Annotated in this window: 17 protein-coding genes; 4 read left to right on the top strand and 13 right to left on the bottom strand. The window is 73.2% G+C overall.

Translation table 11 applies throughout. The features are described 5' to 3' along the window. Positions 1-5: 5 nt before the first annotated feature. The 8 genes from ACYVPE_RS00425 to ACYVPE_RS00390 are packed head-to-tail and all read right to left on the bottom strand — an operon-like array spanning position 6 to position 7545. Positions 6-1208 carry a zinc ribbon domain-containing protein gene (locus ACYVPE_RS00425; RefSeq protein WP_461031281.1) on the bottom strand — a complete coding sequence of 401 codons (1203 nt, stop codon included), beginning with the start codon at positions 1206-1208 and terminating at the stop codon, positions 6-8. After that, positions 1205-1792 (bottom strand): phage tail protein, encoded by a 588-nt coding sequence (locus ACYVPE_RS00420; protein ID WP_461031280.1) that lies wholly within the window; start codon positions 1790-1792, stop codon positions 1205-1207. The genes ACYVPE_RS00425 and ACYVPE_RS00420 overlap by 4 nt, the downstream gene beginning before the upstream one ends. Then, on the bottom strand, positions 1789-3747 hold the full coding sequence (locus ACYVPE_RS00415; RefSeq protein ID WP_461031279.1) for a putative baseplate assembly protein: 1959 nt from the start codon (positions 3745-3747) through the stop codon (positions 1789-1791). Before ACYVPE_RS00415 ends, ACYVPE_RS00420 begins: the two co-directional genes overlap by 4 nt. 15 nt (positions 3748-3762) lie before the next feature. Next, the gene (locus tag ACYVPE_RS00410; protein ID WP_461031278.1) at positions 3763-4188 is read right to left on the bottom strand and encodes a GPW/gp25 family protein; all 426 of its coding nucleotides are present in this window, start codon (positions 4186-4188) and stop codon (positions 3763-3765) included. After that, positions 4188-6038, bottom strand: a complete 1851-nt coding sequence (locus ACYVPE_RS00405; RefSeq protein ID WP_461031277.1) for a VgrG-related protein — start codon at positions 6036-6038, stop codon at positions 4188-4190. Before ACYVPE_RS00405 ends, ACYVPE_RS00410 begins: the two co-directional genes overlap by 1 nt. After that, positions 6038-6760: a CIS tube protein gene (locus tag ACYVPE_RS00400; protein WP_461031276.1), complete on the bottom strand. Its 723-nt coding sequence runs from the start codon at positions 6758-6760 to the stop codon at positions 6038-6040. Before ACYVPE_RS00400 ends, ACYVPE_RS00405 begins: the two co-directional genes overlap by 1 nt. Positions 6761-6819: 59 nt before the next feature. Further along, entirely contained in the window at positions 6820-7245 is a 426-nt protein-coding gene (locus ACYVPE_RS00395; protein WP_461031275.1) for a phage tail protein, read from the bottom strand. Positions 7246-7302: 57 nt separating this feature from the next. Further along, on the bottom strand, positions 7303-7545 hold the full coding sequence (locus tag ACYVPE_RS00390; protein ID WP_461031274.1) for a hypothetical protein: 243 nt from the start codon (positions 7543-7545) through the stop codon (positions 7303-7305). A gap of 2194 nt (positions 7546-9739) precedes the next feature. Between ACYVPE_RS00390 and ACYVPE_RS00385 the strand changes: the two genes are divergently transcribed. Next, a complete protein-coding gene (locus tag ACYVPE_RS00385) occupies positions 9740-10306 on the top strand; it encodes a hypothetical protein (RefSeq protein WP_461031273.1) in 567 nt (188 codons plus the stop codon). Here the strand turns inward: ACYVPE_RS00385 and ACYVPE_RS00380 are convergent. The 4 genes from ACYVPE_RS00380 to ACYVPE_RS00365 all read right to left on the bottom strand — a co-directional run bounded on the left by ACYVPE_RS00380 (position 10255) and on the right by ACYVPE_RS00365 (position 12997). Beyond that, positions 10255-10413, bottom strand: coding sequence for a DUF6760 family protein (locus tag ACYVPE_RS00380; protein WP_461031272.1), 159 nt, complete (start codon positions 10411-10413; stop codon positions 10255-10257). The genes ACYVPE_RS00385 and ACYVPE_RS00380 overlap by 52 nt on opposite strands. Beyond that, positions 10410-10880 carry a hypothetical protein gene (locus ACYVPE_RS00375; RefSeq protein WP_461031271.1) on the bottom strand — a complete coding sequence of 157 codons (471 nt, stop codon included), beginning with the start codon at positions 10878-10880 and terminating at the stop codon, positions 10410-10412. The genes ACYVPE_RS00380 and ACYVPE_RS00375 overlap by 4 nt, the downstream gene beginning before the upstream one ends. Next, complete coding sequence (locus tag ACYVPE_RS00370) at positions 10880-11323, bottom strand: phage tail protein (RefSeq protein WP_132820892.1); 444 nt, start codon at positions 11321-11323, stop codon at positions 10880-10882. Before ACYVPE_RS00370 ends, ACYVPE_RS00375 begins: the two co-directional genes overlap by 1 nt. An 84-nt stretch (positions 11324-11407) precedes the next feature. After that, a complete protein-coding gene (locus ACYVPE_RS00365; protein WP_461031270.1) occupies positions 11408-12997 on the bottom strand; it encodes a phage tail sheath subtilisin-like domain-containing protein in 1590 nt (529 codons plus the stop codon). A 291-nt stretch (positions 12998-13288) separates the two neighbouring features. Between ACYVPE_RS00365 and ACYVPE_RS00360 the strand changes: the two genes are divergently transcribed. The 3 genes from ACYVPE_RS00360 to ACYVPE_RS00350 all read left to right on the top strand — a co-directional run bounded on the left by ACYVPE_RS00360 (position 13289) and on the right by ACYVPE_RS00350 (position 18019). Further along, entirely contained in the window at positions 13289-15502 is a 2214-nt protein-coding gene (locus ACYVPE_RS00360; protein ID WP_461031269.1) for an eCIS core domain-containing protein, read from the top strand. Between the two features lie 103 nt (positions 15503-15605). Then, positions 15606-17033: an RICIN domain-containing protein gene (locus tag ACYVPE_RS00355; RefSeq protein WP_461031268.1), complete on the top strand. Its 1428-nt coding sequence runs from the start codon at positions 15606-15608 to the stop codon at positions 17031-17033. A 224-nt stretch (positions 17034-17257) separates the two neighbouring features. After that, positions 17258-18019, top strand: a complete 762-nt coding sequence (locus tag ACYVPE_RS00350) for a putative adhesin (protein ID WP_461031267.1) — start codon at positions 17258-17260, stop codon at positions 18017-18019. Between the two features lie 264 nt (positions 18020-18283). On the opposite strand, the gene ACYVPE_RS00345 is transcribed toward ACYVPE_RS00350, so the two are convergent. Next, entirely contained in the window at positions 18284-20314 is a 2031-nt protein-coding gene (locus tag ACYVPE_RS00345) for an ATP-binding protein (RefSeq protein ID WP_461031266.1), read from the bottom strand. Positions 20315-20319: the final 5 nt, after the last annotated feature.

Below are 20319 nucleotides of genomic sequence, written 5' to 3'. Positions count from 1 at the left end.
TTCCGTCACAGGCGGTTGCCGGACGAAGGGCCGAAGAACTCGATCTCGGCGATGGCCACCTGCCGGTCCGCGCTCGCCCCGTACGACGACAGGACGGTGAAGCGCACGCTGGTCACGCCCTCGGCCCGGAACTGCCGGCGCTGCGGCCCGAGGCCCTGGTCGAGGGTGAGTTCCCGCGTCGTCGTGCCACCGTCCTCCGTCGTGATCAGCGCCTCGACGCGGTGCGGCAGCGCCGATTCGCGGAGTTGGTCGGTGCGCGTGGAGACGCCAGGCGTGATGATCACGTCGAGCAGCCTGGTGGGCTCGGCGAAGCCGGCCTCGATCCACTCGCCCTCGCCTGACTGCGAGACGCCCGGGCCCCACCAGGTGTCGTTGAGCTTGTCGAAAGCCAGCTCGGCCGGGTGGTCCTCGTACGAGTTGAGCGCCTCGAAGCGGGCCGGCTCCACGGGGCCGCGCCTGGCGAAGTGGTCCCGGGTCGCCCGGACGCCGTCGGGGATCCGCACGGCGAGGACGATCAGCAGCGTCAGGACGAGCGCCGCGACCAGCCACCTCAGGAGGTGCTCGAACGTGCGGCGCAGCCGGGGGCGTTCGCCGGCCCACGGCGCCTCGCGGTCGCGGCCGTCCAGAATCCGCCGCCACCAGGGGCGGCGAACGTTCCGGGCCTCCTCGTCCCCGGCCATCGGCATGGCGCAGCGGGCGCAGTAGTGCCGGTCGGGGCGGTTGGCGGTGCCGCACCAGGGGCAGGGCAGGCCGCCGTGCACGCCGGGCTCCTGGTCGACCGTCTGTACCTGGGGGCGCGTGGCGTCGGGGCGGCCAGGCAGGACGGGGCTGACGGTCGGCGCGGTGGCGGCGCCCGCCGGGTCGGCGACCGGGACGAGGAGCTGGCGCGCCCGGTCGGACATCACGTCGTCCGGAGTGGCGACGCGCGCCTGCGGGGCGGTGTCCGCCTCGTCCGCCAGCGGGTCCCCGGACCCGGAATCCGCCGGCGCGGCGGCTGCGGCGGGCACGGCGGGTGGCGCGGTTCCGACCGCGCCGGGGCTCTGCCCCGTGACGGCCAGGTCCCCGCCGGACGCGCCCGCGGCTTCCGATGCCACGACCCCGGCCCGCGCCGGCGGGTCCGTCCAGCGGAGCACGGCCCCGCACGCCTCGCAGAACGCCTGGCCAGGTTCCGCGCGGGTGCCGCACTCGGCACAGTTCAGGGTGCTCATCTCTCCGGGGTCCTTTCGAGGGCGGTCACCTGGACCGTGTACGGCATGTGGGCGGGCCGGGCGGCCGCCACGAGGGTGTCGAGGCGGTGCTCGTGCGCCGGCGTCGGCTCGGCGAGCCGCAGGTGGACGTGGAGCCGCGGCCGGGGCTGGCCCGGCATCGGTCCGAACGGGCCGGCGCTCCAGGCCGCGCCGCCGCTCTCGCTGATCTCCGGCTCCACGCCGAACGCCAGCCGCACCGCCTCCGACAGGCCGCGGCGCGTGCCGCGTATCCGGTGCAGGTACGCGGCGGCGCCGATGGCCGCGCGCAGCCGGGCTTCTTCCTCCCGGCCGTGGTCCTCCCGGCCGTGGCCCTCGTCGCCTTCCGTCTCGGCGCCGACCCAGGTGCCGAGCCACCGCACGAAGTCCAGCGGCGCGAGGTCGGGCCCGAAGTACGCGTCCAGGCAGTCGAGCACGTTCAGGATCGGCGCCAGCACGTCGTCGAGACCGCCGACGAAACGCCGCATCAGGTCGTCGTCGGCGAACACGGCCGGCAGGGCCCGGGCGATCGGCGCGGACGACGCCAGGCCGTCGACCGAGCCCCTCACGACCCGTCTCCGATGACCCGCACCCGGTGGTCGTAGGAGAACACCAGCGCCGAAGGCGCGAGGTTGATGCGGTTCGTCGCGTCGCCGCGTTTGCCCGTCAGCGGGTCGGCCGGGTGCAGCACCACCTCGTCCACCAGCTCCACCCCCGGCACGCGCTGGAGCACCGCGAAGACCTCGCCCGCCTGTACAGGGCGTCCGAACGGCCACCCCGCCCCCTCGGCCCCGCCGGTCAGCGGATCGAGGTGGCGGTAGAGCGCGTCGTGGGCCTGCTCGCGCACCCGGTCGACGTCGACGCCGCGGAACGCGTGCACGGTCGCGACCACCGTGACGCCCTGGTAGTACGGCGGCCCCACCGCGAGACGCGTCCCGATCGGACGCCGCTCGTCCAGGTGACGGGTGACGCGTTCCAGCAGCGCGTCGCCCGGCACCAACTGCTCGAAACGCAGCCGCCCGTCCGGGTCCGGGACCGCCTGCGGGACCACCAACACCCGCACGGCGTGGGCCCCGTACTCGTTCTCCTCCCCCTCGAGACACGTGATGCGGGCCGTCTCCGGCGCGGCGCGCCGCGTCAGCTCCTCGTAGTCGCGCAGCGTCACGGCGCGCTCCTGGGCGCGCAGCGTGATCGGCGCCCGCGCCTTCGCCTCCCCGACCGTCTCGCCGTCGACGCCGCCGCGCGCCGCCTCCCGGTTGACGACCTCGGAGACGTACGGGATGGAGGTGCGCAGCACCCGCACGGCGCCGCGCGCCACGTTGCCCGCGCGCCCGCCGCCCGTGCGGTAGCGGCGGGCGCGGACGGCCGCGCCCTTGGGCGGGACCATCCCGTACTGCCGCAGCGTGCCGTCGGGTTCGCGGACCGCCGGGCCGAAGGCGATCTCGCCGGTCGTCGCGTCCAGCGTGACGTGCCGGTCGCGCGGCCCTGAGGTGGCGAAGTGCGGGGCGACGTGCCAGTCGACCCACCCGTCGTCCTCGGCGGTCTGGAGCAGCAGCGGCGGGTCGTCACCGACGACGGGCGCGTTCGCGAGCCGCAGCCGCTGCCCGGGCAGCCCTGTGGACTCGCCGAGCGCCTCGTCGCGGACGGTCTCGGCGTGGACGACGGGGGCCGTGCCGCCGATCGTGAACGCCTCGGCGGCGCGCACGGTCGGCGAGGTGGTGTAGAACGGCTGGCCCGGCAGGGGTTCGGTGACCCGGCAGCGCAGCCACCCGGCCCGCTGGCCGCCGCCCCGCGACAGCGCGTGCCCGCCGGGGACGTGCAGCACGACGGCCCCCGGCCGGTTGAGGCCGCCCGTCTCGTCCCGGTCGACCTCGCACTCCTGCCAGCCGTTCTCGGTCCACGCCTCCCACGTGAGGGGCGGCTGCCGCGGGTCCACGCCGACGCCGTCGACGTGGCTGTCCAACTCCAGCGCCACCGCGCAGTCCGGCACCGCCGCCGTAAGACCGAACAGCACGCAGTCGCCGACGGCCGGGGCCTCGGCGAAGCACAGCACGTCCCGGCCCTCGGCGAGGTCGGCGGTCCGGTCGGTGACCTGCTCCCCGCTGTTGCGCACCACCACGTACCGCAACGCGCAGGGCACGACGGTCAGGTCACGCTCGGCGGCGAAGACGACCGCCTCCTCGCTCTCCGTCCGCACGGTGGCGACCTCGGTGCCGGCCGGCACCAGGACCGGCTCCTCCTGCGGCGCCGACAGCCAGTACGTGACGTCCGCGCGGGCGGCGGTGGGCGGGAAGAGGGTGATGCCGACGAGGTCGAGGAAGGCCAGGTGGTTCTTCTCCGGCACGCGGTTGAGCCGGTAGACGACCTGGTCGGCCAGGTGGGCGACGGCCTCGACCAGCGTCACGCCCGGGTCGGAGACGTTGTGGTCGGTCCACTCCGGGGCGCGCTGCTGGATGTAGCGCTTGGCGTCGTCCACGAACTGCTGGAAGCGGCGGTCGTCGAGGTTGGGGGAGGGCAGAGCCATCGGGTCGGGTCGCTTTCACAGATCCGGGCCGGCGGAGTCGTCCGGCTCGTCGTGGGACGGGATGACGTAGAAGGGGAAGACGAGGCTGCGCGGGTTGTTGGTGCCGCGGATGGCGTAGCGGACGTCGATGTACAGCACGCTCTGGTCGTCGCCGGCGGTGACCTCCACGTCGTGGACCTCGATCCGCGGCTCCCAGCGGTCGAGGCTGGCGTACACCTCGTGCTGGATGCGGCCCGCGGTCTGCTCGTTGACCGGCGCGAAGACCATGTCGTGGATCGCGCAGCCGAACTCGGGGCGCATCGGCCGCTCGCCCGGCGCGGTGGCCAGCACCAGGCGCATGGCCTCCTCGATCTCCTGATCCCCGCCGACCAGGGCGATGCCGCCGGTCGGGGAGATGCGTAGCGGGAACGTCCAGCCGGACCCGACGAACTGCTCGGCCATCACACCACCGGCATCTTGTTGATCAGGGGCGGGACCACGGTGACGGCGGGCACCTGCACGGTCATCGTCGTGGCGGCGGCCTTCAGGCTGATGGCGATCGCGGAGTTCAGCGCGACCGGGCCGGCGAGCGACCTGACACTGACGGGGCCGCGGCCCTCGATGCTGAGCGTCCCGCCGCTGCTGATGGACAGTTTGCGCCGGGCGCTCAGCGAGAGGTCCGTGCCGGCCTCCACCGACACCGACCGGCTGCCGCTGATGCTGACCGCGCCCTTGCTGTCGATGCTGATCTCGGTCTTCGTCCGGTCGAGGTTGATGACCAGCCGGTCGTTGCCGGTCGCCAGGCGCACCCCCCGCCTGGCGGCCCCGGTCTGCTGGCTGAGCAGGTCCAGACGGTTGCCGGTGCGGTCGGAGAGGGTGTGCCGGGCCGCCAGCCGCCGCAGCCCGTCGTGGAGCGGCACGTCGGGCACGTCGGTCGGCCTGTCCTTGCCGTTGTAGAGCCCGCCGATGACGAAGGGGTGGTCGAGGGCGCCCCGGTCGAACGCCACCAGCACCTCGTCGCCGACGTCCAGCGGGAAGATCCCGCCGCCACCCCTGCCGCCCCACTGCACCACCCGTGCCCAGTCGCTGACGTACGTGTCGTCGAGCCACGGGAACTCCAGCTTCACCCGCCCCTGCCTCAGCGGGTCCTGCACGTCGGTGACGAGCGCGTTGGCCACGCCGGGCAGCCGCGACGCGGTCCCCGCGCCGCCGCCCCCGCCCGAGGCGAGCCCGTACAGCGAACGCCACTGCCGCCCGCTGACGGTCACCCACGCCTCGTAGTGCCCGTCGCCGAAGACGTGCCGGACGGAGGTCGCGGTGTACTTGCCCTCGAAGGGCTCGCCCACGTCGGCGAGCGCCACCGGGATGCCCGCTCGCAGCTTCGGCGTACCGAGCGCGATGACCTCCACCTCGGCGAAGGACGAGGTGACGTCGCCGGCGAGCGCCGCGGCGGCGTGCCTGACCTCGGGGTCCCGGTCGTACGGGGTCCCGGTCTCCACCAGGGTGACGGGCCGGAACCGGGCGGTCGCCGCCCGCGGGGTGCTGCCGATGTCGATGCCGGGGTCGGTGTCGGCCGTGGAGGTGCCGACGATCCGCCGCTTTCCGACGACGTCCCAGCCGCGCGACTCGACCTTGCTGACCTGGTCGGCGGCGGTGACGCCGGCCCGCAGCCGCAGGATGTCGGTGCGGCCGAGCACGAAGGGGGTGGTCTGGCTGTTCGTCCGCGGCGAGGGCGCGCCGGAGGCCGGCTCGGGGTTGACGAACTGGAACGTGCCGCGCGCGTCGATGGACATCACCATCTCGTTCTCGGCGGCGAGCCGCGCGAGGAAGTCCCAGTCGCTGACGCCCCCCTGGCTGATGAACTCGTACACCGTCGTCGTCGCGTCGATCCGGCCGACGGTCACGCCGTCCAGGCCGGCCAGCTTGCGGGCGATGTCGGAGGCGCGCTGGTTGCGGTACGCCACCACCCGGCGTTGCCGCATCAGCCGGAAGCCGCTGTCGTAGCCGCGGACGACGGCGAACGTGCCGGTGCCGTCGTAGTCGACCTCCAGGCCGGTGACCTCGCCGGTCAGGAGCGGATCAGCGGTGCCGCGCCCGGCGGCGACCGGCGAGATCCGCACCGGGTCGCCGAACTTCACGCCCAACAGGCCGAGCAGGGTGCGCTGCTGGTCCCGGAAGGTCAGCTGGAACGCGGCGGGCACGCCCATGCCCTGGTCGACCGAGACGTCGACGAGCTGCCGGGCCGCCTCACCCCTCAGCACCCCGCCGCCGATGGAGACGTGGGCGACGTTGGAGAACGACCGCTGCGACATCAGTAGGTCACCTCCTCGGCGGCCGGCAGCATCAGTTCGCTGCCGGTCCGCAGGGCGGCGGGGTCGTCGATGTCGTTGGCCTCGGCGATCGACCGCCACGCGGCGGCGGCGCCGTACTCGCGCCACGCGATCGACTGCAGCGAGTCGCCCGCGACGACCCGGTGCACCCGCCGGGCGGTGAGCGCGCCGGACGTCGGGTTCTGTCCGCCGGTCGTGCTGGGGATCTCGTGGATGTTCACCTGGCAGGTGGCGCGGATCGGCACGCCGGTGGTGCCGAAGAGGGTGTAGGTGGCCTCGACGGAGGAGACGTACGCGGTGAAGCGGGCCGTGGCGAACGAGCCCCACTGGAACACGACCCACGGCGGCGACGGCTGCTTGGCGGCGACACTCCTCGCGGTCGTCTCGCAGCACTCCATCAGCGCTCTCACCTTCCGCATCACGGAGTTGCCGTCGGGCTCCTCCGAGGAGTCGAGGAAGACCTCCACACTCATCTCGCGGGGCTCGGGACCGAGATACTCGGGCAGCGAGCCGTCGCGCACGGCCGCGGTCGGGGTGACGGCCCAGTTGGCGCGGCGGCTGAGGGCCAGCTGCACCGGGTTGAAGTCGAGCGTGAGGGTCTTGATGAGCCCGCCCGGGGTGGTGCTGTAGCCGGTGGGGGGTTCGTGGATGGCGAGCGTGGCGCGGACGAGGCTCTTGCCCGCGCCTCCGTTTCCCGTGGGCATGGCTGGTGCGGTCCTTCTTCTCGGTCGTCTGGGTCCGTCGAGGTCCGTTGGAGTCCGGTTCAGTCGGTGAATCCGTGGTGGGCGATCTCCAGGACCTCCGTGGCCACGGCCGGGCTGGCCGGGTTGAAGGCGGGCCCCTGCCAGCTGACCGGCAGCACGTCGATCAGCCCCCAGCGCGCGACCTCGGACCCGTCGGCGCGCAGCGCCCTGATCTGCGCGGTGGGGCGGGTGATTCCCGTCTGGATGGAGGAGATCCACTTGGCGACCTTCGCGGTCTCCGGGGTGAGCGGGCGGGTCAGCCGGATGTTGGAGAAGCTGACGCGGGTCGGCAGCTGCCAGACGAAGCCGTTGTTGCCGCCCTCCTGACGCTGCTCGATCTCCACCTGGGAGGACAGCCCTTCGCACTCGTTGAAGCGGCCCAGGCTCTCGCCGTCGATGCTGAGGTTGAAGAAGAGCGAGGTGCCTGGGTCGAGTTCCTGAGGCATCGAGGGTGGACCTTTCCTTCGTGCGGGGTCTGCCGGGTCTGCCGGGTCGGCTGGAGGTCAGCGGGGGGTGTCGCGGAGCCGTCCGATCCGCTCGCGGTCCTGGCGCAGCTCCGCGCGCAGCAGGCGGGTGATGCGGCCGGTGAGCCGGTGGGTCAGCTCGTCGAGTTGGCGGGGGGTGAGCGCGCGCGGATCGAAGCCAGCCGCTGGCGCGGGCGCCGCACGTTCCGCGGGCTGCGAGGCGGCGCGCGGGGTCCGGGGCGCTGGTGGCGCTGGGGGCGCCGAGGTCGTGGGCGGGGCCACCAGCCGGGTGGACCGCTGGACCACGGGTGGGGCAGGAGCCGTCGGCCGTCGCACCGTTGCCGGGGCCCGGGTGGGTGCGGGGGTGGGTGTGGGTGCCGGTCGCGTGACGGAGGGTGGTGCGGGCGCGCGGGCGACGGTGGGCATCGGAACCGGCGCCGGGGTGCCGGGCAGGGAAAGCGCGGTGACCTCGCCGCGCGGCGCGGCGGGCGCGTGGACGTGCGCACGCCGCTGGACCGCGACGGGCGGCGGCGCGGCGTTGGACGCCGTGACACGCTGCACGACGGAGGGCAGGGGCACCCGGCCGGACCGTTCCCCGGCGGGAGACGGCGCCGGGTGCGCGGGCGGTGTTGGCCGGGTGGGGCGCGCGGTGCTCCGTTGAACCGGCGGTGCGGCCTGGGACGTGCCCCTGGCCGGACGGCTCGTCAGTTCCACGCGCCGCGCCACGGGCCTCGCCACGGAACGGGGCACCGACGGCTCCGCCGCGGATGGCGCCGTACCGCGCGGCGCCGGGCTGACCGACGACGCGGTCACCGGTGGCGGAGCCGCGGCTGATGGGACAGCCGGCCCGGGACGGGCCGGATCGGGGCCCGCCAGCGGCGGGTCGTCGGTGGCCGAAGGCGATGTGATCGAACGTGTCGTGGCGGGTGCGGGAGTCCCGGCTTCGCGTCGCTGCACGGGCGTCGGGCGCGCGGGCGGCACGGCGAGCGGCGTCGGTTCGGCTGGCCCGGGTGTGGCGGGAGTCCCGGGGCTGGGCGGAGTGGGGTGGGTGGTGCTCCGTTGGATCGGCGGGGTCGGAGAGGTGCTCGTGGCGGGTCGGGTCACTGGCGCGGCGGGGCGCGTGGGCGGTGGGCCCGCCGAGGGGCGGGGCGCTGATGGCTCGGAGGTGGCGGGGGCCGCGTCGCGCGGTGCTGGACTGGCCGACGACGCGGTCACTGACGGCGGAGCGGCGGCCGAGCGGACGGATGATGTCGGACCGGGAGTCGCGGGACGGATCGGTGCGGGATCCGCCGACGGGCGGTTGTGGGCGGTTGAGGGAGCCGGGACCTGACGTGCCGCATCCGGCGCCGGGGTGGGTGCGGGAGCCCTGGCCTCGCGTCGTCGCACCGGTGCCGGGCGTGTGGTGGACGCGGGCGGTGGGGCGAATAGCGTCGGGTCTGTTGGCGTGGCTGTGGCTTTGGCTGTGGCGGGGGCTCCGAGGCCGGGCGGCGTGGAGCGCGCGGTGCTCCGTTGGATGGGCAGGGGCGGAGCGGTGTCCGGGGCGGGCCGGCTCACCGGCGTGGCGGGGGCCGCGTCGCGCGGTGTTGGACGCGCCGACGACGCGGTCGCTGACGACGGAGCCCTTGTCGATGGGACCGGTGACGCGACGCTCGACGATGCGGGACCGGGCGAAGCGGCCGGCGTGGAATCCGCCGAGGGACGGCTGTCGGCGGCCGGGGGAGCCGGGAACGGACGCGCGGCGTCCGGCGATCGCCGGGCCGATGGGGGAGCGGGTGGCACCGGCCGACCCGTTGGAGCGCCGAGACCGAGCCGCGCGGGGGAACGTGGGGTGTTCCGCGACGCCGAGGCGACGGCGGAGCCACCGGAGTCCAAGGCAGGGGCAGGGGTGGAAGGGTGATCAACGGGCGGTGTAGCCACCGAGCGCTGGACGGTGGCGCCGGGCGCCGCCGTGAGGCCGTCGCTCCTGACGGAGCTGAGGGAAGCAGGCACGGTCAAGGGGCGGATCGGCGACGAGGCCGTCCCACTGTCCGCCGTTCCGCCGGTTTCCCGCCGGGGCGTCGCCGTCGCCGCCGCACGCTGGATCGCGGCGCGACCGCCGGGCGGAGCCTCGCGCGCGTCCGCCGCCCGCGGCCGGGCCGAGGGGGACTTGGCGGGGGCCGGGGCCTTGATCCGCTCCGCCGGCCGTCGGGCCGCGCTGCTCGTCCGACCCGGCGGCTCGTCACGGGGGGCGCCGGACGGCGCGCCGTCAGCCGCCACCTTCGGGGCCGCCACTGCCCGCTGAACCGGCGGAACGCCGCCGTTCACCGGGCTCGGCACGGCGCCGCCGCCCGCGTCGCCACGCGGCGGAACGGGCCCACCCGACCCTTCGCCTCCCCCGGCGCCGGGGGCGTCGTTTCCGGGGTTCCCGCCCCCGGGGTTCCCGGGCTTCGGATCCGGACGGAACGCCGGCAGCACGCGGCGCCGCACCGGCGGCGCGGTGGCCGCCGCCACCCTCGTCAGGGACGGCGGCCGTGGCGCGCGCTCAGCCACGGGCGTCACCCGCGGCACCGACGTACGAGACGGCGGGGTCAGCGGCACGGTGACCGGGGAAGGGACCGGCGCGGGCTCCTCCTTCGGCGCCGGCGTCACCACCGGCAGCGTGAACGAGGGCAGCTCGAGTCCCGCGGTGGGGTTCCCGTACGCCGTGGGCCTGCCCCGGCTCGCCAGGCTCATCGTGCGGCCGTCGAGGACGGCATGGGACAGCGTTCCCGCGAACGACGGGTTCTGGAGCGTCGCCATCCGCGCGGTGAACTCCGCGTCGGCGACGCTCTGCCCCGTGCCCAACGACCGCTGGATCGGCGGCAGTCCCGCCCAGGCGACCGGTGGTGGTGGCGCCGTGGCCGCCGCACCGACCCCGGTTTCCGGCCCGACACCGGATTCCGCGCCGGCGGCCTCCCGCCGGCCGCCGCTCCTGAGTCTGTCGAGCCTGAATCTGTCGAGCAAGGCCACGCCTCACTCCTCCGTCCTGGCACGCGTCACCAGGGACGCGATCTGCTCCGCGTAGCGGCGGCGGTCGTGGTGTTCCAGGTCCAGGATCTGGTCCAGGCCCCAGTGGAAGTGGTAGGCGACGTACGCGATCTCCTCGTGCAGCCGGCCGGTCGCGTACGTCACGATTCCCCCAGGCGGCTCCCGCCGAGATCCACCTCGAAGGGCTCCGAGCAGTGGGGGCAGACCACCGACGCGCGGGTGTGCCCCTCGGCGTTGATCTGGCGGTAGAAGTCCTGGAGGAACGCCAGGTCGGAGGCGAACATCCCCTCCACGACGCCGTCGTGGACCATCGCCAGCGTGCCCAGGCGGCTGATGACGCGGCCCAGCAGGACCACCGACAGGTAAGCAGGGTTCTCCTGCACCCGCAGGTCCCGCAGCGGGAGGAGCTCGTCGCGCGCCGTCGCCAGCCGCATCACGCCGTCCCGGTGGACCGTGCCCTGGTCGTCCACGTAGCCGCGCGGCAGTTGGAAGGGGAATTCCGTCCGCAGCTGCCCCGGCACGCCGCCGGCCGTGGCCTCGGGGGAGGCGGCGGCCGGCGGCTCCGGCGCGAGCGTGGTTCCGCTCGGCGCCCTGGCAATGGTCCGTCGCATCACTCGATGACCATTTCCTCGAAGACGATGGTGTAGGTCTCGGTGAGGACGGACGCCTCACCCGCCGTGAGGTTGCTCGGCGAAATCTTGCTGCACCAGGCCCTGCGCAGGTTGTACCGCCTGATCGGGTTCCGCTCGTGGTCCATGATGATGATCGTCGCGTTCTTGCGCGCGCTACCCATCCGGCCGGCGGTGGAGTCGTTGATCCACTCGTTGAAGGTCCGGTCGGGCCGCATGCCGCGCACGATCTCGACGCTTCCGGTCTTCCTCGTGCCCGGCAGGATGGCGGTCGTCGGCTGGCCGTTCTCCGAGTTCTGCGGGTTCTCGATGGTGTCCTGCTCGGTCTGGAAATTGCTCACCGACATCAGATATCCGACGAAGATCCCGTCGATCTGTAGGCCGAAGGAATGTGCGACAAGGCTGTCGGTTTCCGTGAGACTCATCTCTGCTCTCTTCCCTGTTCCTCGCTGGCTGGGTTCACGACGTCTGCCGTCACCCGGCGCGCGAACGCCGGGTGACGCGCGGAGCTACTCCTCCAGCTCCGCGCTGCCGCTGGAGAACTGGGCGAGCCGGAAGATCACGAACTCCGCTGGTTTGACCGGCGAGACGCCGATCTCGCAGACGACCCGGCCGAGGTCGACGGACTCCGGCGGGTTGGACTCCTCGTCGCACCTGACGTAGAACGCCTGCTCCGGCTGTGAGCCGAACAGGGCCCCGCCGCGCCACTCGTTGACCAGGAACGCCGAGATGTTGCGGCGGATACGGGCCCACAGGTTCTGGTCGTTGGGCTCGAAGACGACCCACTGGGTGCCCAGCAGGATCGACTCCTCCAGGTAGTTGAAGTACCGGCGGATGTTGAGGTAGCGCCAGGCCGGGTCGGAGGAGAGGGTGCGGGCGCCCCAGACGCGGATGCCACGGCCGGGGAAGGCGCGGACACAGTTGACGCCGATCGGGTTGAGCAGGTCCTGCTCGCCGCGGGTGATCTGGATCTCCAGGTCCACCGCGCCGCGCACCACCTCGTTGGCGGGCGCCTTGTGCACGCCGCGCTCGGCGTCGTTGCGGGCCCAGATGCCGGCGATGTGGCCGCTCGGCGGCACCAGGCGGGCCTGTCCGGTGGCCGGGTCGAAGGACTTGATCCACGGGTAGTACAGCGCGGCGTACTTGGAGTCGTAGCCGGCCGTCTCCTGGCGCCAGACCCGGATCTGGCGGGCGTTCATGCCGGGCGGCGGGTCGATGATGGCGACCCGGTCGCCCATCAGCTCGCAGTGCGCGATCATGCCGAGCTGGACCGCCTTGAGGGCCTCCATGTCGATCGCGCCGCTCTGGTAGGCGGCCATCAGGTCGGGCACGGCCACCATGGAGATCTCGTCGATGGCCTCCAGGCCGCCGAAGCCGGTCCGGTCGGCGGAGTCGCCGAGGTACTGGGCCGGTCCCGGCCGCTCCGCCTCGACGTCCCCGCCCGGCACCGCGGGCGCCGGGGCCGACAGCGCGACGGTCTGGTTGCCGGGCCGGGCGAGCTGCCCGGCGGCCGCCGCCTCGGCCACTTCGACGAGCTGGGAGCGCTCCCTGATCTGGGTGACGACGTAGTTGCGGTTGCCCTTCTTCGCCGTCACGTCGAAGCTCTCGACGGTCTTGCCGCCGTCCTTGACGATCAGCTTGAACCGCTCGGCTGGCCCCTCGCCCTCGGGGTCGGCCACCTCGACGCTCAGGTCACCGGGCGCCGTGGCCGCGACCGTGAAGGTACCGAGCTGCTTCGGCTCGCCCGGCGGCAGCGCGGCCGGGGGTGTCGCGCTGCCGCCGGAGCCGGTGACGGCGGCGGGCGCCGCGCCGTTCGCGGGAGCGGCGTCCTTGGGGGAGCCGCCGACCCGGACGACGTACGCCGCGGTGCCGCCGTTGTTGAAGAAGCCGTAGACGGAGTGCGCGAGGTAGTACCCGTCGGTGAAGTCACCGAAGGCCGCCACGTACTGCGTCCAGTTGGTCACCAGCGTCGGCTCGTTCAGCGGGCCGGTCGGTGCGAGCCCGACGAAGGCCGCCACCGACGTGCCCACCCCCTCGATCGGGCGCGCGCCGCTGGCCACCTCCTCGACGTAGACGCCAGGCGACAGGTACGAGGGCATGGTTGGGCTCTCCTCGTTCTTCCTCGGAGACGGGACGGAACGGTTCCACCTTCGCTCCCGCGTTCGGCGGAAGAAACGTCCGCCAGTCCCTGACCGGGGGCACAGGCCCTGCCCACCGGGTGAAGCCGGCTTGCCCCGCGCGGCCGGACGGAGCGCGAATTGGCACGGAGCGCACCGTGCGGCGCCGAAACGGCCCCTTCACGTGCCCTCGTGTCTGACCCGCAGACCCTGGCCTCGATCGACCGGGCGGGCTAGACACAGGTTGCTCAGCAGTCCGTGGGAAGGGACGTCATGGCGCTTCGCCAGGAACATCAGGGTGAGCAGCACGCGGGTCGATCCGGCCGGCCCCGGCAACGGCAGCCCGCCGCGGCGCCAGCGACCGGGGAAACGACGGGCGCCGCCGGCCTGATGGCGCTCCAGGGCACTGCGGGCAACGCGGCGGTGGCGGCGATGATCCAGCGGTCACGGTCCCCGCAGGGCGACCACGACCGGGACGAGCAGCAGCACGGACCCGACGGCGGACAGGAGCGGGCGGCGACGCGACCGGTGCAGCGCCTGACGGTGCACGATGTCCTGCGCCGGCCCGGCCAACCGATGGAACCGACTCTGCGAGAGGAGATGGAACAGCGCTTCGGTGGGGAGAACTTCGCCTCCGTGCGGATGCACACGGGAGCGGAAGCGGACCGCTCGGCGGCCGAGTTGGACGCCTTGGCGTACACCTCGCGCTCTCACATCGTCCTCAGTCGCAAGGCCGTGGGCGACAAGAAAGTGATCGCCCACGAACTGGAGCACCTTCGACAGCAGCGAGCGGGTTCGGTCGCCGGCACCGACCACGGCGACGGTGTGAGCGTCTCGGAACCGAAGGACGAGTTCGAGCAGTCCGCCGACGCCGTCGCCGACCGCGTCATGCGAGCTCCGCTCTCACCGGCCGGCCGCGGACCGTCGGGACCCGGCGGCCTCCCCGGCGTCCAGCGGGACATCCAACGCACCGCCGGCAACCAGGCGGCGACTGCCCACGTCCACCAAGTCCAGCGGTACGAGACCAGTACCAACCCGATCACCCCTGAGCTCGCCCCGGATTCCGGCGATCAGCTGCCGGCCTTTGCCGTGAACACCGGGTCGGTCTCCCTCACGCTCGACAGAGAGGGCGCATTCAAGGTTGACACGAATCGGTACGTCGAGCCGAAGGGGCCGGTCACCATGTCCTGGTCCGGCGACGAGACGATAGCCATCAACTCCACGAAGGGCCAGCCCAAGGAGTTCTACGCCGTTCCGGAGGTCGTGGACTCGGCGAACCGGAAACTGGCCAGGGCCGGCAACTACGTCCGACTGGCCCAGGGCGGCCACTCCGTGACCAACTCCCGTGGGGAACGGCTCACGGTGGTCCGGCCCCGGATCGCGACTGATCAGGACGATGTCGTCCGCGAGAGGTTCATGCACCTGGTGCAACACGAGTGTGTGGAGGTCGCCGAGAAGATGGTCGGCGGCTCCTTGGGTCATGCGATGTTCCGCGACGCGGGTGGCCAGGGCGTCGCCGGGGACATCGGCCCCAGAGGCGCCACTGGGCTGGGGCCCCTCGCTGCCGCGCTGACCTCGCGCCGGCCACCGAGGACTCCGCGGCAGGCGGCAGAGGCCGCCCAGGGTCCCCGTCCGGCGCTCGAGCCCGGCGAGGCGTACGGCAGAAGCCAGTTCTCCGGGGAGAACCGGGACCTCGAGCAGGGTATCGGCATCAACGAGTACGCCAACGCCCGGGTCGGTGAGGCACTGACCACGCACACCATCTCCGCCGCGCCGCGTGACGGTGTCCCCGAGAGATTCGATTTCGCTCGCAACCGGGTACGGCGACGCGAGGAACGGATCTGGGGCTACCACTACGCCACGGTGTTGGCCGAGAGCGGAGATGGCAGAGACCAGATCACCCTGGAGAACTTCAACCGCGGCAAGATGGTGGAGAGGCTGCTGGCCGAGGCGGCCCGTGTGGTCGCCGAGGCGTACGTGAGAGACAACCCGGGAAGCCCCCTCATGCCGCAGAGCGAGGCCGAGCAGAAGGCCGACAAGCTGCTGGGGCGGGAGGCCAGGTCCGCGATGGGCGACCTGTGGTACTTCAAGATGTACCAACCGGGGACCGAGCGCAGCTTCCACAGCGAGAGCAGCCAAACCGTGCTCAACGCGATGACGGTCGTCACCACCAGCGTTCCTCGCCTGTTCTTCGAGGAGGACTCGGACCGCCTGCAGCCCTTCAGCCTCCGCCGGCTTGGCACCGTCGCCGAGGGGTGGCGGCAGTCGAGTGCACCGATCGTGGTCGAAGGGCACGCCAGCGGTGGGATCATCGCGTCGAGCGGTCTGGCGCGCCGGCGGGCCGAGGCCGTGGCGCGCGAACTGGAGAGGCGGGACATCAACTCCGCCCGCATCACCATCAAGGTGCGCAAGCGGAGCGACAAGGATTTCGCGTCGGTGTACTCGGCGAAGGAGCCCGAGGTGTACGTGCCCGGCAACCGCCAGTGACCCCGCGGCCGGCCCGCGAGGGCAACCGCCCCGCCCTCGCGGCGGCCGGGCCGTGCACGGAAGACTCCTGACCCGGCGTCACCGGCCGCCCTAGCGTCGGGGTGTGAGCCTGTGGACTTCCCTCGAACCCGCCTCCGCCACCGTGGAGGCCGGGGACAGCACGCGCGTGCGGCTGCGTGTACGCAACACCGGTGACGTCGTCGACGAGTACCGATTCGAGCCCGTCGGGCAGATCGCGCCCTGGACGCGGGTGGAGCCGCAGGTGCTGCGGCTCTACCCGGGGACCACGGGGACCGTGGAGCTGACGTTCGCGCCGCCCCGGTCGCCGGACGCGGCGGCCGGGCCGAACCCGTACGCGGTGCGGATCACGCCCACCGAACACCCGGACGCCGTCACGGTCCCCGAGGGCAACCTCACCATCCTGCCCTTCACGGAGGTAAGGGCCGAGCTGGTGCCCGTCACCGTGCGGGGCCGTTTCCGGGGCAGGCCGCGGCTCGCCATCGACAACCTCGGCAACACCCCGCTCACCGCCTCCATCAGCGGCAGTGACAACGGCGACCAGCTCAGCTACGAGATCCACCCGGCCAACGTGGGGATCGAGCCGGGGCGGGCCGCGTTCGTCAAGGCGCGGCTGTCGCCCCAGCAGGTCACCTGGATCGGGCCGAGCGAGGAGCGGCCCTACACCCTGGCGTTGCAGCGCTCGGGCACCGAGCCGCTGCCCGTGGACGGCGTCTACCGCCAACTCGGCGTGCTGCCCCGCTGGCTGGCCACCGTCTTCGGTATCGCGCTGGCCCTCGCCATCATGTTCGTGGTGCTGTGGTTCGCCAACCGGCCGAGGGTCACCAGCGCCGCCACGGCGAGCCCGGCGGCGGCCGGCGACGTGCTGCCGCCCGAGGCCACCCCCACCCCGGAGCTGACCGAGCCGCCGCCCGAGCCCGCGGAGGAGCCGACCGAGGAGCCCACCGAGGAGGAAGAGGAGCCGGCCCCGGAGGAGGGCGACGGTGGTGGCGGAGGTGCGCCGCCACCACCCGAGGAGCCGGAATCGCCCGTGCCCGCCAGGAACGTCCTGCTGTCGAACACCTACAGCGAACGGTGCGCCGACATTCCCGGACGGGGCCGGGGAGAGCAGAGCGGCATCGTGCAGCAGGCCGAGTGCACAGTGGCCGGCGACAACCAGGTGTGGCACCTGGAGGTGAAGTACCCCGAGGGTGGCCCGGGCAGCGCGCCGCTCTTCCAGATCGTCAACGCGGCGGACGGTCTGTGCATGGACCTGCCGGGACGCGGGGGGCAGCCGCGCAGGACACAGGTCATCCAGTCCGCCTGCGATGGCACGACGGGCGACAACCAGCTGTGGTGGCTCGAGGAGCGGGGAGAGAACCGCTACTGGATCCACAACTTCGCCAGCAACGGCCTGTGCCTGGACGTGGACGGCCTGACCGACGAGACGGGCGTCCCGCTCGCCATCTACGACTGCGTCGACGACGACGACCAGGAGTGGCAGATCGTCAGGCCCTTCGAGGAGGACGAGTGAGGGCCACAGGCGACCCCGCATGTTCGGGGCGAACGCGGGGAGCTGACAGCCAATCGGGACTGGTGAGTGGCTCCTCCCGAAGGCACGGGGTGTGGCCGCACGGTTCCCCTTTCGCCTTCGCGCGTGCCTTCGTGCCTGCCCGCGTGGTCCTGGCGGAGGTCCCTGGAGTTCTCGCATCGTGGCAGCAGGCGTGACGGAGCCTGAGAGAGAGCCAGGGAGCGGAGATGTTTCATCGCGAAGAGCGCGCCAGCGACTCCACCAGGAAGAGCCCGCCGAGCCGCACCGCACCCCCGCCAGATCTCATGCAACACCTGCAGGACCGTGCCGGGAACGCCGCGGTGACCGAGTTGATCGGGCAGATGGGAGCACTGTCCGTGGAACAACCGGAAATGATCAGTGACCGGGCGGGATCCTGGCGCGCACATCGGACTCCGGGTCGGCGCGACGGTGGCACGGTCCTCTCCGGTCATGGTGCCCACCATGTGTCCGGCGGCGCTTTGACGATGACCATTCCGGAAGGCACGAGAGTGCACTTCTACACTCCGCATGGTTTCCCCCTCGAAGACAGCCGCGCCCACCGGATCGAGCGAGGTGAACTGGGGCCCGCGACAAGTCCGCAGCGGGGAACCACGCGGGATATCGTGTCGGCGGAGGACGAGGAGACCAAGGAGCCCGTGGACCCCCGCGCCCGCAGCACCCACGGGCCGGGCGACGTCATCCCGGACTACACCCTCTACCATCCGAAGCGACTGAACGTCCATGGAAGCCCCATCCAGCTGCGACGGCGCCGGGGTCCCTACGACTTCCGCGGCAAGTACGTCGTCGGACTCCGCAGGCAAGGTCCTGTGATCATCAGCGAACTGAAGCAACTGAGAGTCATCGCTCCCGACACGACCGTCACGGTCGAGGAGGCGGCTCGGCTGTCGTCTCTCCTCAGCCCCGGCATGGGAGACGTGCACTTCGCCGCCTGTCGCTCCGTGAAGTAGTGCGTTCGTCAGAACCTTGGAGTGCCGCCCGGGCTGGGCCCTGACCGCGGGCACCCGGGCATCACGCACGCTCCCCGAGCTTCCGGTCCTTCTCTCTCGTCCCCCGCCACCGTCGCCCGCTTGCGGCGGCTTCCGGAGCGTTCTGACCAGCGGCGATCGGGTGTACCTGCGTGCCGTACACCCGGGGGCGACAACCAGCCGTGGCAGATCGTCAGGCCCTTCGAGGAGGGCGAGTGGGGGCCAGGGCCGGCGGCCCGTGCCGGGCTACCACGCGGCGGTGAACTCGCCGGGCACCAGGCGGCCCGCCTTGCGGTACTCGCGGCGGGCGCCCTCCAGCAGGTCGGGTCCGGTGACCGACCCGCCGCGCCCGGCGGCGAGGTAGGCGGCGGTGACGACCGCGCTGCGGATGGCGCCGCCCGCCAGCTCGAACCCGGTGGCGAGTTCCCTCGGGTCGGCGTCCTCGGCGCCCGGCACGCGCTCCAGGGAGTGGCGCCACAGCGCCAGCCGCTGCTCCGGGTCGGGGAAGGGGAAGTCGACCACCAGGTCCAGGCGGCGGGTGAACGCCTCGTCGATGTTGGCCCGCAGGTTCGTCGTCATCAGGGCGATGCCGTCGAAGGACTCGAGGCGCTGGAGCAGGTACGCGCTCTCCATGTTGGCGTAGCGGTCGTGGGAGTCCTTCACCTCGGACCGCTTGCCGAAGACCGCGTCGGCCTCGTCGAACAGCAGCACGGCGTCGGTGCGGTCCGCCTCGGTGAAGACGCGTTCGAGGTTCTTCTGGGTCTCGCCGACGTACTTGTCCACCACCGACGACAGTTGCAGGACGTAGAGGTCGAGGCCGAGTTCGGCCGCCACGACCTCCGCGGCGAGGGTCTTGCCGGTGCCGGACTCGCCCGCGAAAAGACCGAGTACACCCCGGCCCCGGCCGCCGCCCGCGCTCAGCCGCCACTCGCCGAGCACCCGGTCGCGGTGCCGGGCGCGCAGCGCGAGCTCGCGCAGCTGGGACAGCGGCCCGGCCGGCAGGACCAGGTCGGTCCAGTCGACGGCGGGCCGGATCTGGCGGGCGTGCCGTTCGAGCCCGGAGGCGGACTGCTGCCGGGCGGCGCGGCGCAGGTGGGCGGCGGTGAGCGGGGTGCCGTCGAGGTCGGCCAGCGCGCGGGCGGCGCGCGCGGCCCGCACGACGCCCTCGCCGCCCAGGTGGTAGGGGGCGACGGCCGTCGCCAGGTCGAACCCCGGCTCGTCGCCGGCCGCGAGGCCGAGGGCGGCGGACCAGGCCGCCGCGTCCCCCGCTCCGCGCCGGGGCGCGTCCAGCACCAGCGGGTCGTGTTCGCACCAACGGGGGTCGTACGGGCGCGGGTCGGTGAGCAGCACGGAGACGTCCTGCTGCGCGGTCAGCTCCCGTAGCAGCGCGGCCGGTTCGTCCGGCAGTCCTGACACGGTGATGGGGCGTTTCGACAGCCGGGCCTCGCGCAGCAGGGTGGGCACGTCCTCGGGCGGGCCGTCGTAGACCAGGGTTCGGCCGCCCAGCGCGGCGGTGGCGCAGGCCAGCCCGTCGCCCTCGCGGTGCTCGCGCAGGTAGACGACGGCCGGGCCGCGGGCGAGGTGGGCGGACAGCCGGTCGGCGAGTCCGTCGTCGGGGTACGCGGCGGTCGGCTCCGGGGTGGGGCGCAGGTGGGCGGCGAGCGCCGCGTCCGGGGTGTCGTCGCCGAGCAGGTGCGCCACGACGCGGTCGGGCACGTGCAGTGAGCGGCTGAGGAAGGGGCGTTCGGGCTCCTCGACGGTGAGCAGGCCGAGCGCGGCGAGTGGCGCCGCCGGGTGGAATCGGGCGCGGGCCGCCGCCAGGTGCCCTGGCAGCCCGCACAGGTCGAGCACGAGCCCGATCGTGGCCCGGCGGCGGCTGACGTTGTCGTTGAGGTAGCCGTAGAGCGGCTCGAAGGTGCGGTCGAGGTCGGGGGCGACGGCGATGAGCAGCGCGGCGACATCGACCTCGGTGAGACCGAACCGGTGGGCGAGCATGCCAAGTCGGTCGCCGCCCGCGTCGGGAGGGGCGGACCAGTCGGGCCCTGGCGCGGTGCCGTGGGCGGCGGCGGGGGCGGTGTCCAGCAGATGCCGTACGGCGTCCTCGGACAGGTAGAGACCGCGCATCGGGTCGCCGGCGGTCGGGTCGTCGGCGGAACGGTCCTCGACCAGCCACGCGACCCGCTCCCACAGCCGGGCCAGCCGGAACAGGAGCGCGACGCCCGGGTCGGCGTCCCCTCGGTCGTCCGGGGCGAGGTCGCCGTGCTCCGGTGCTGTCACGGCCT

The organism is Streptomyces mayteni, from assembly GCF_054783955.1.
The sequence above is the reverse complement of the archived record's forward strand: the minus strand, read 5'-3'. Positions and strand labels throughout refer to the sequence as shown.

Excerpts from the sequence above, each read along its gene's own strand:
- ACYVPE_RS00365 (WP_461031270.1), bottom strand. The coding sequence starts at position 12,997 with ATGCCCTCGTACCTGTCGCCTGGCGTCTACGTCGAGGAGGTGGCCAGC.
- ACYVPE_RS00360 (WP_461031269.1), top strand. The coding sequence starts at position 13,289 with ATGGCGCTTCGCCAGGAACATCAGGGTGAGCAGCACGCGGGTCGATCC.
- ACYVPE_RS00350 (WP_461031267.1), top strand. The coding sequence starts at position 17,258 with ATGTTTCATCGCGAAGAGCGCGCCAGCGACTCCACCAGGAAGAGCCCG.
- ACYVPE_RS00415 (WP_461031279.1), bottom strand. The coding sequence starts at position 3,747 with ATGGCTCTGCCCTCCCCCAACCTCGACGACCGCCGCTTCCAGCAGTTC.
- ACYVPE_RS00370 (WP_132820892.1), bottom strand. The coding sequence starts at position 11,323 with ATGAGTCTCACGGAAACCGACAGCCTTGTCGCACATTCCTTCGGCCTA.
- ACYVPE_RS00410 (WP_461031278.1), bottom strand. The coding sequence starts at position 4,188 with ATGGCCGAGCAGTTCGTCGGGTCCGGCTGGACGTTCCCGCTACGCATC.
- ACYVPE_RS00425 (WP_461031281.1), bottom strand. The coding sequence starts at position 1,208 with ATGAGCACCCTGAACTGTGCCGAGTGCGGCACCCGCGCGGAACCTGGC.
- ACYVPE_RS00400 (WP_461031276.1), bottom strand. The coding sequence starts at position 6,760 with ATGCCCACGGGAAACGGAGGCGCGGGCAAGAGCCTCGTCCGCGCCACG.
- ACYVPE_RS00375 (WP_461031271.1), bottom strand. The coding sequence starts at position 10,880 with ATGCGACGGACCATTGCCAGGGCGCCGAGCGGAACCACGCTCGCGCCG.
- ACYVPE_RS00395 (WP_461031275.1), bottom strand. The coding sequence starts at position 7,245 with ATGCCTCAGGAACTCGACCCAGGCACCTCGCTCTTCTTCAACCTCAGC.
- ACYVPE_RS00405 (WP_461031277.1), bottom strand. The coding sequence starts at position 6,038 with ATGTCGCAGCGGTCGTTCTCCAACGTCGCCCACGTCTCCATCGGCGGC.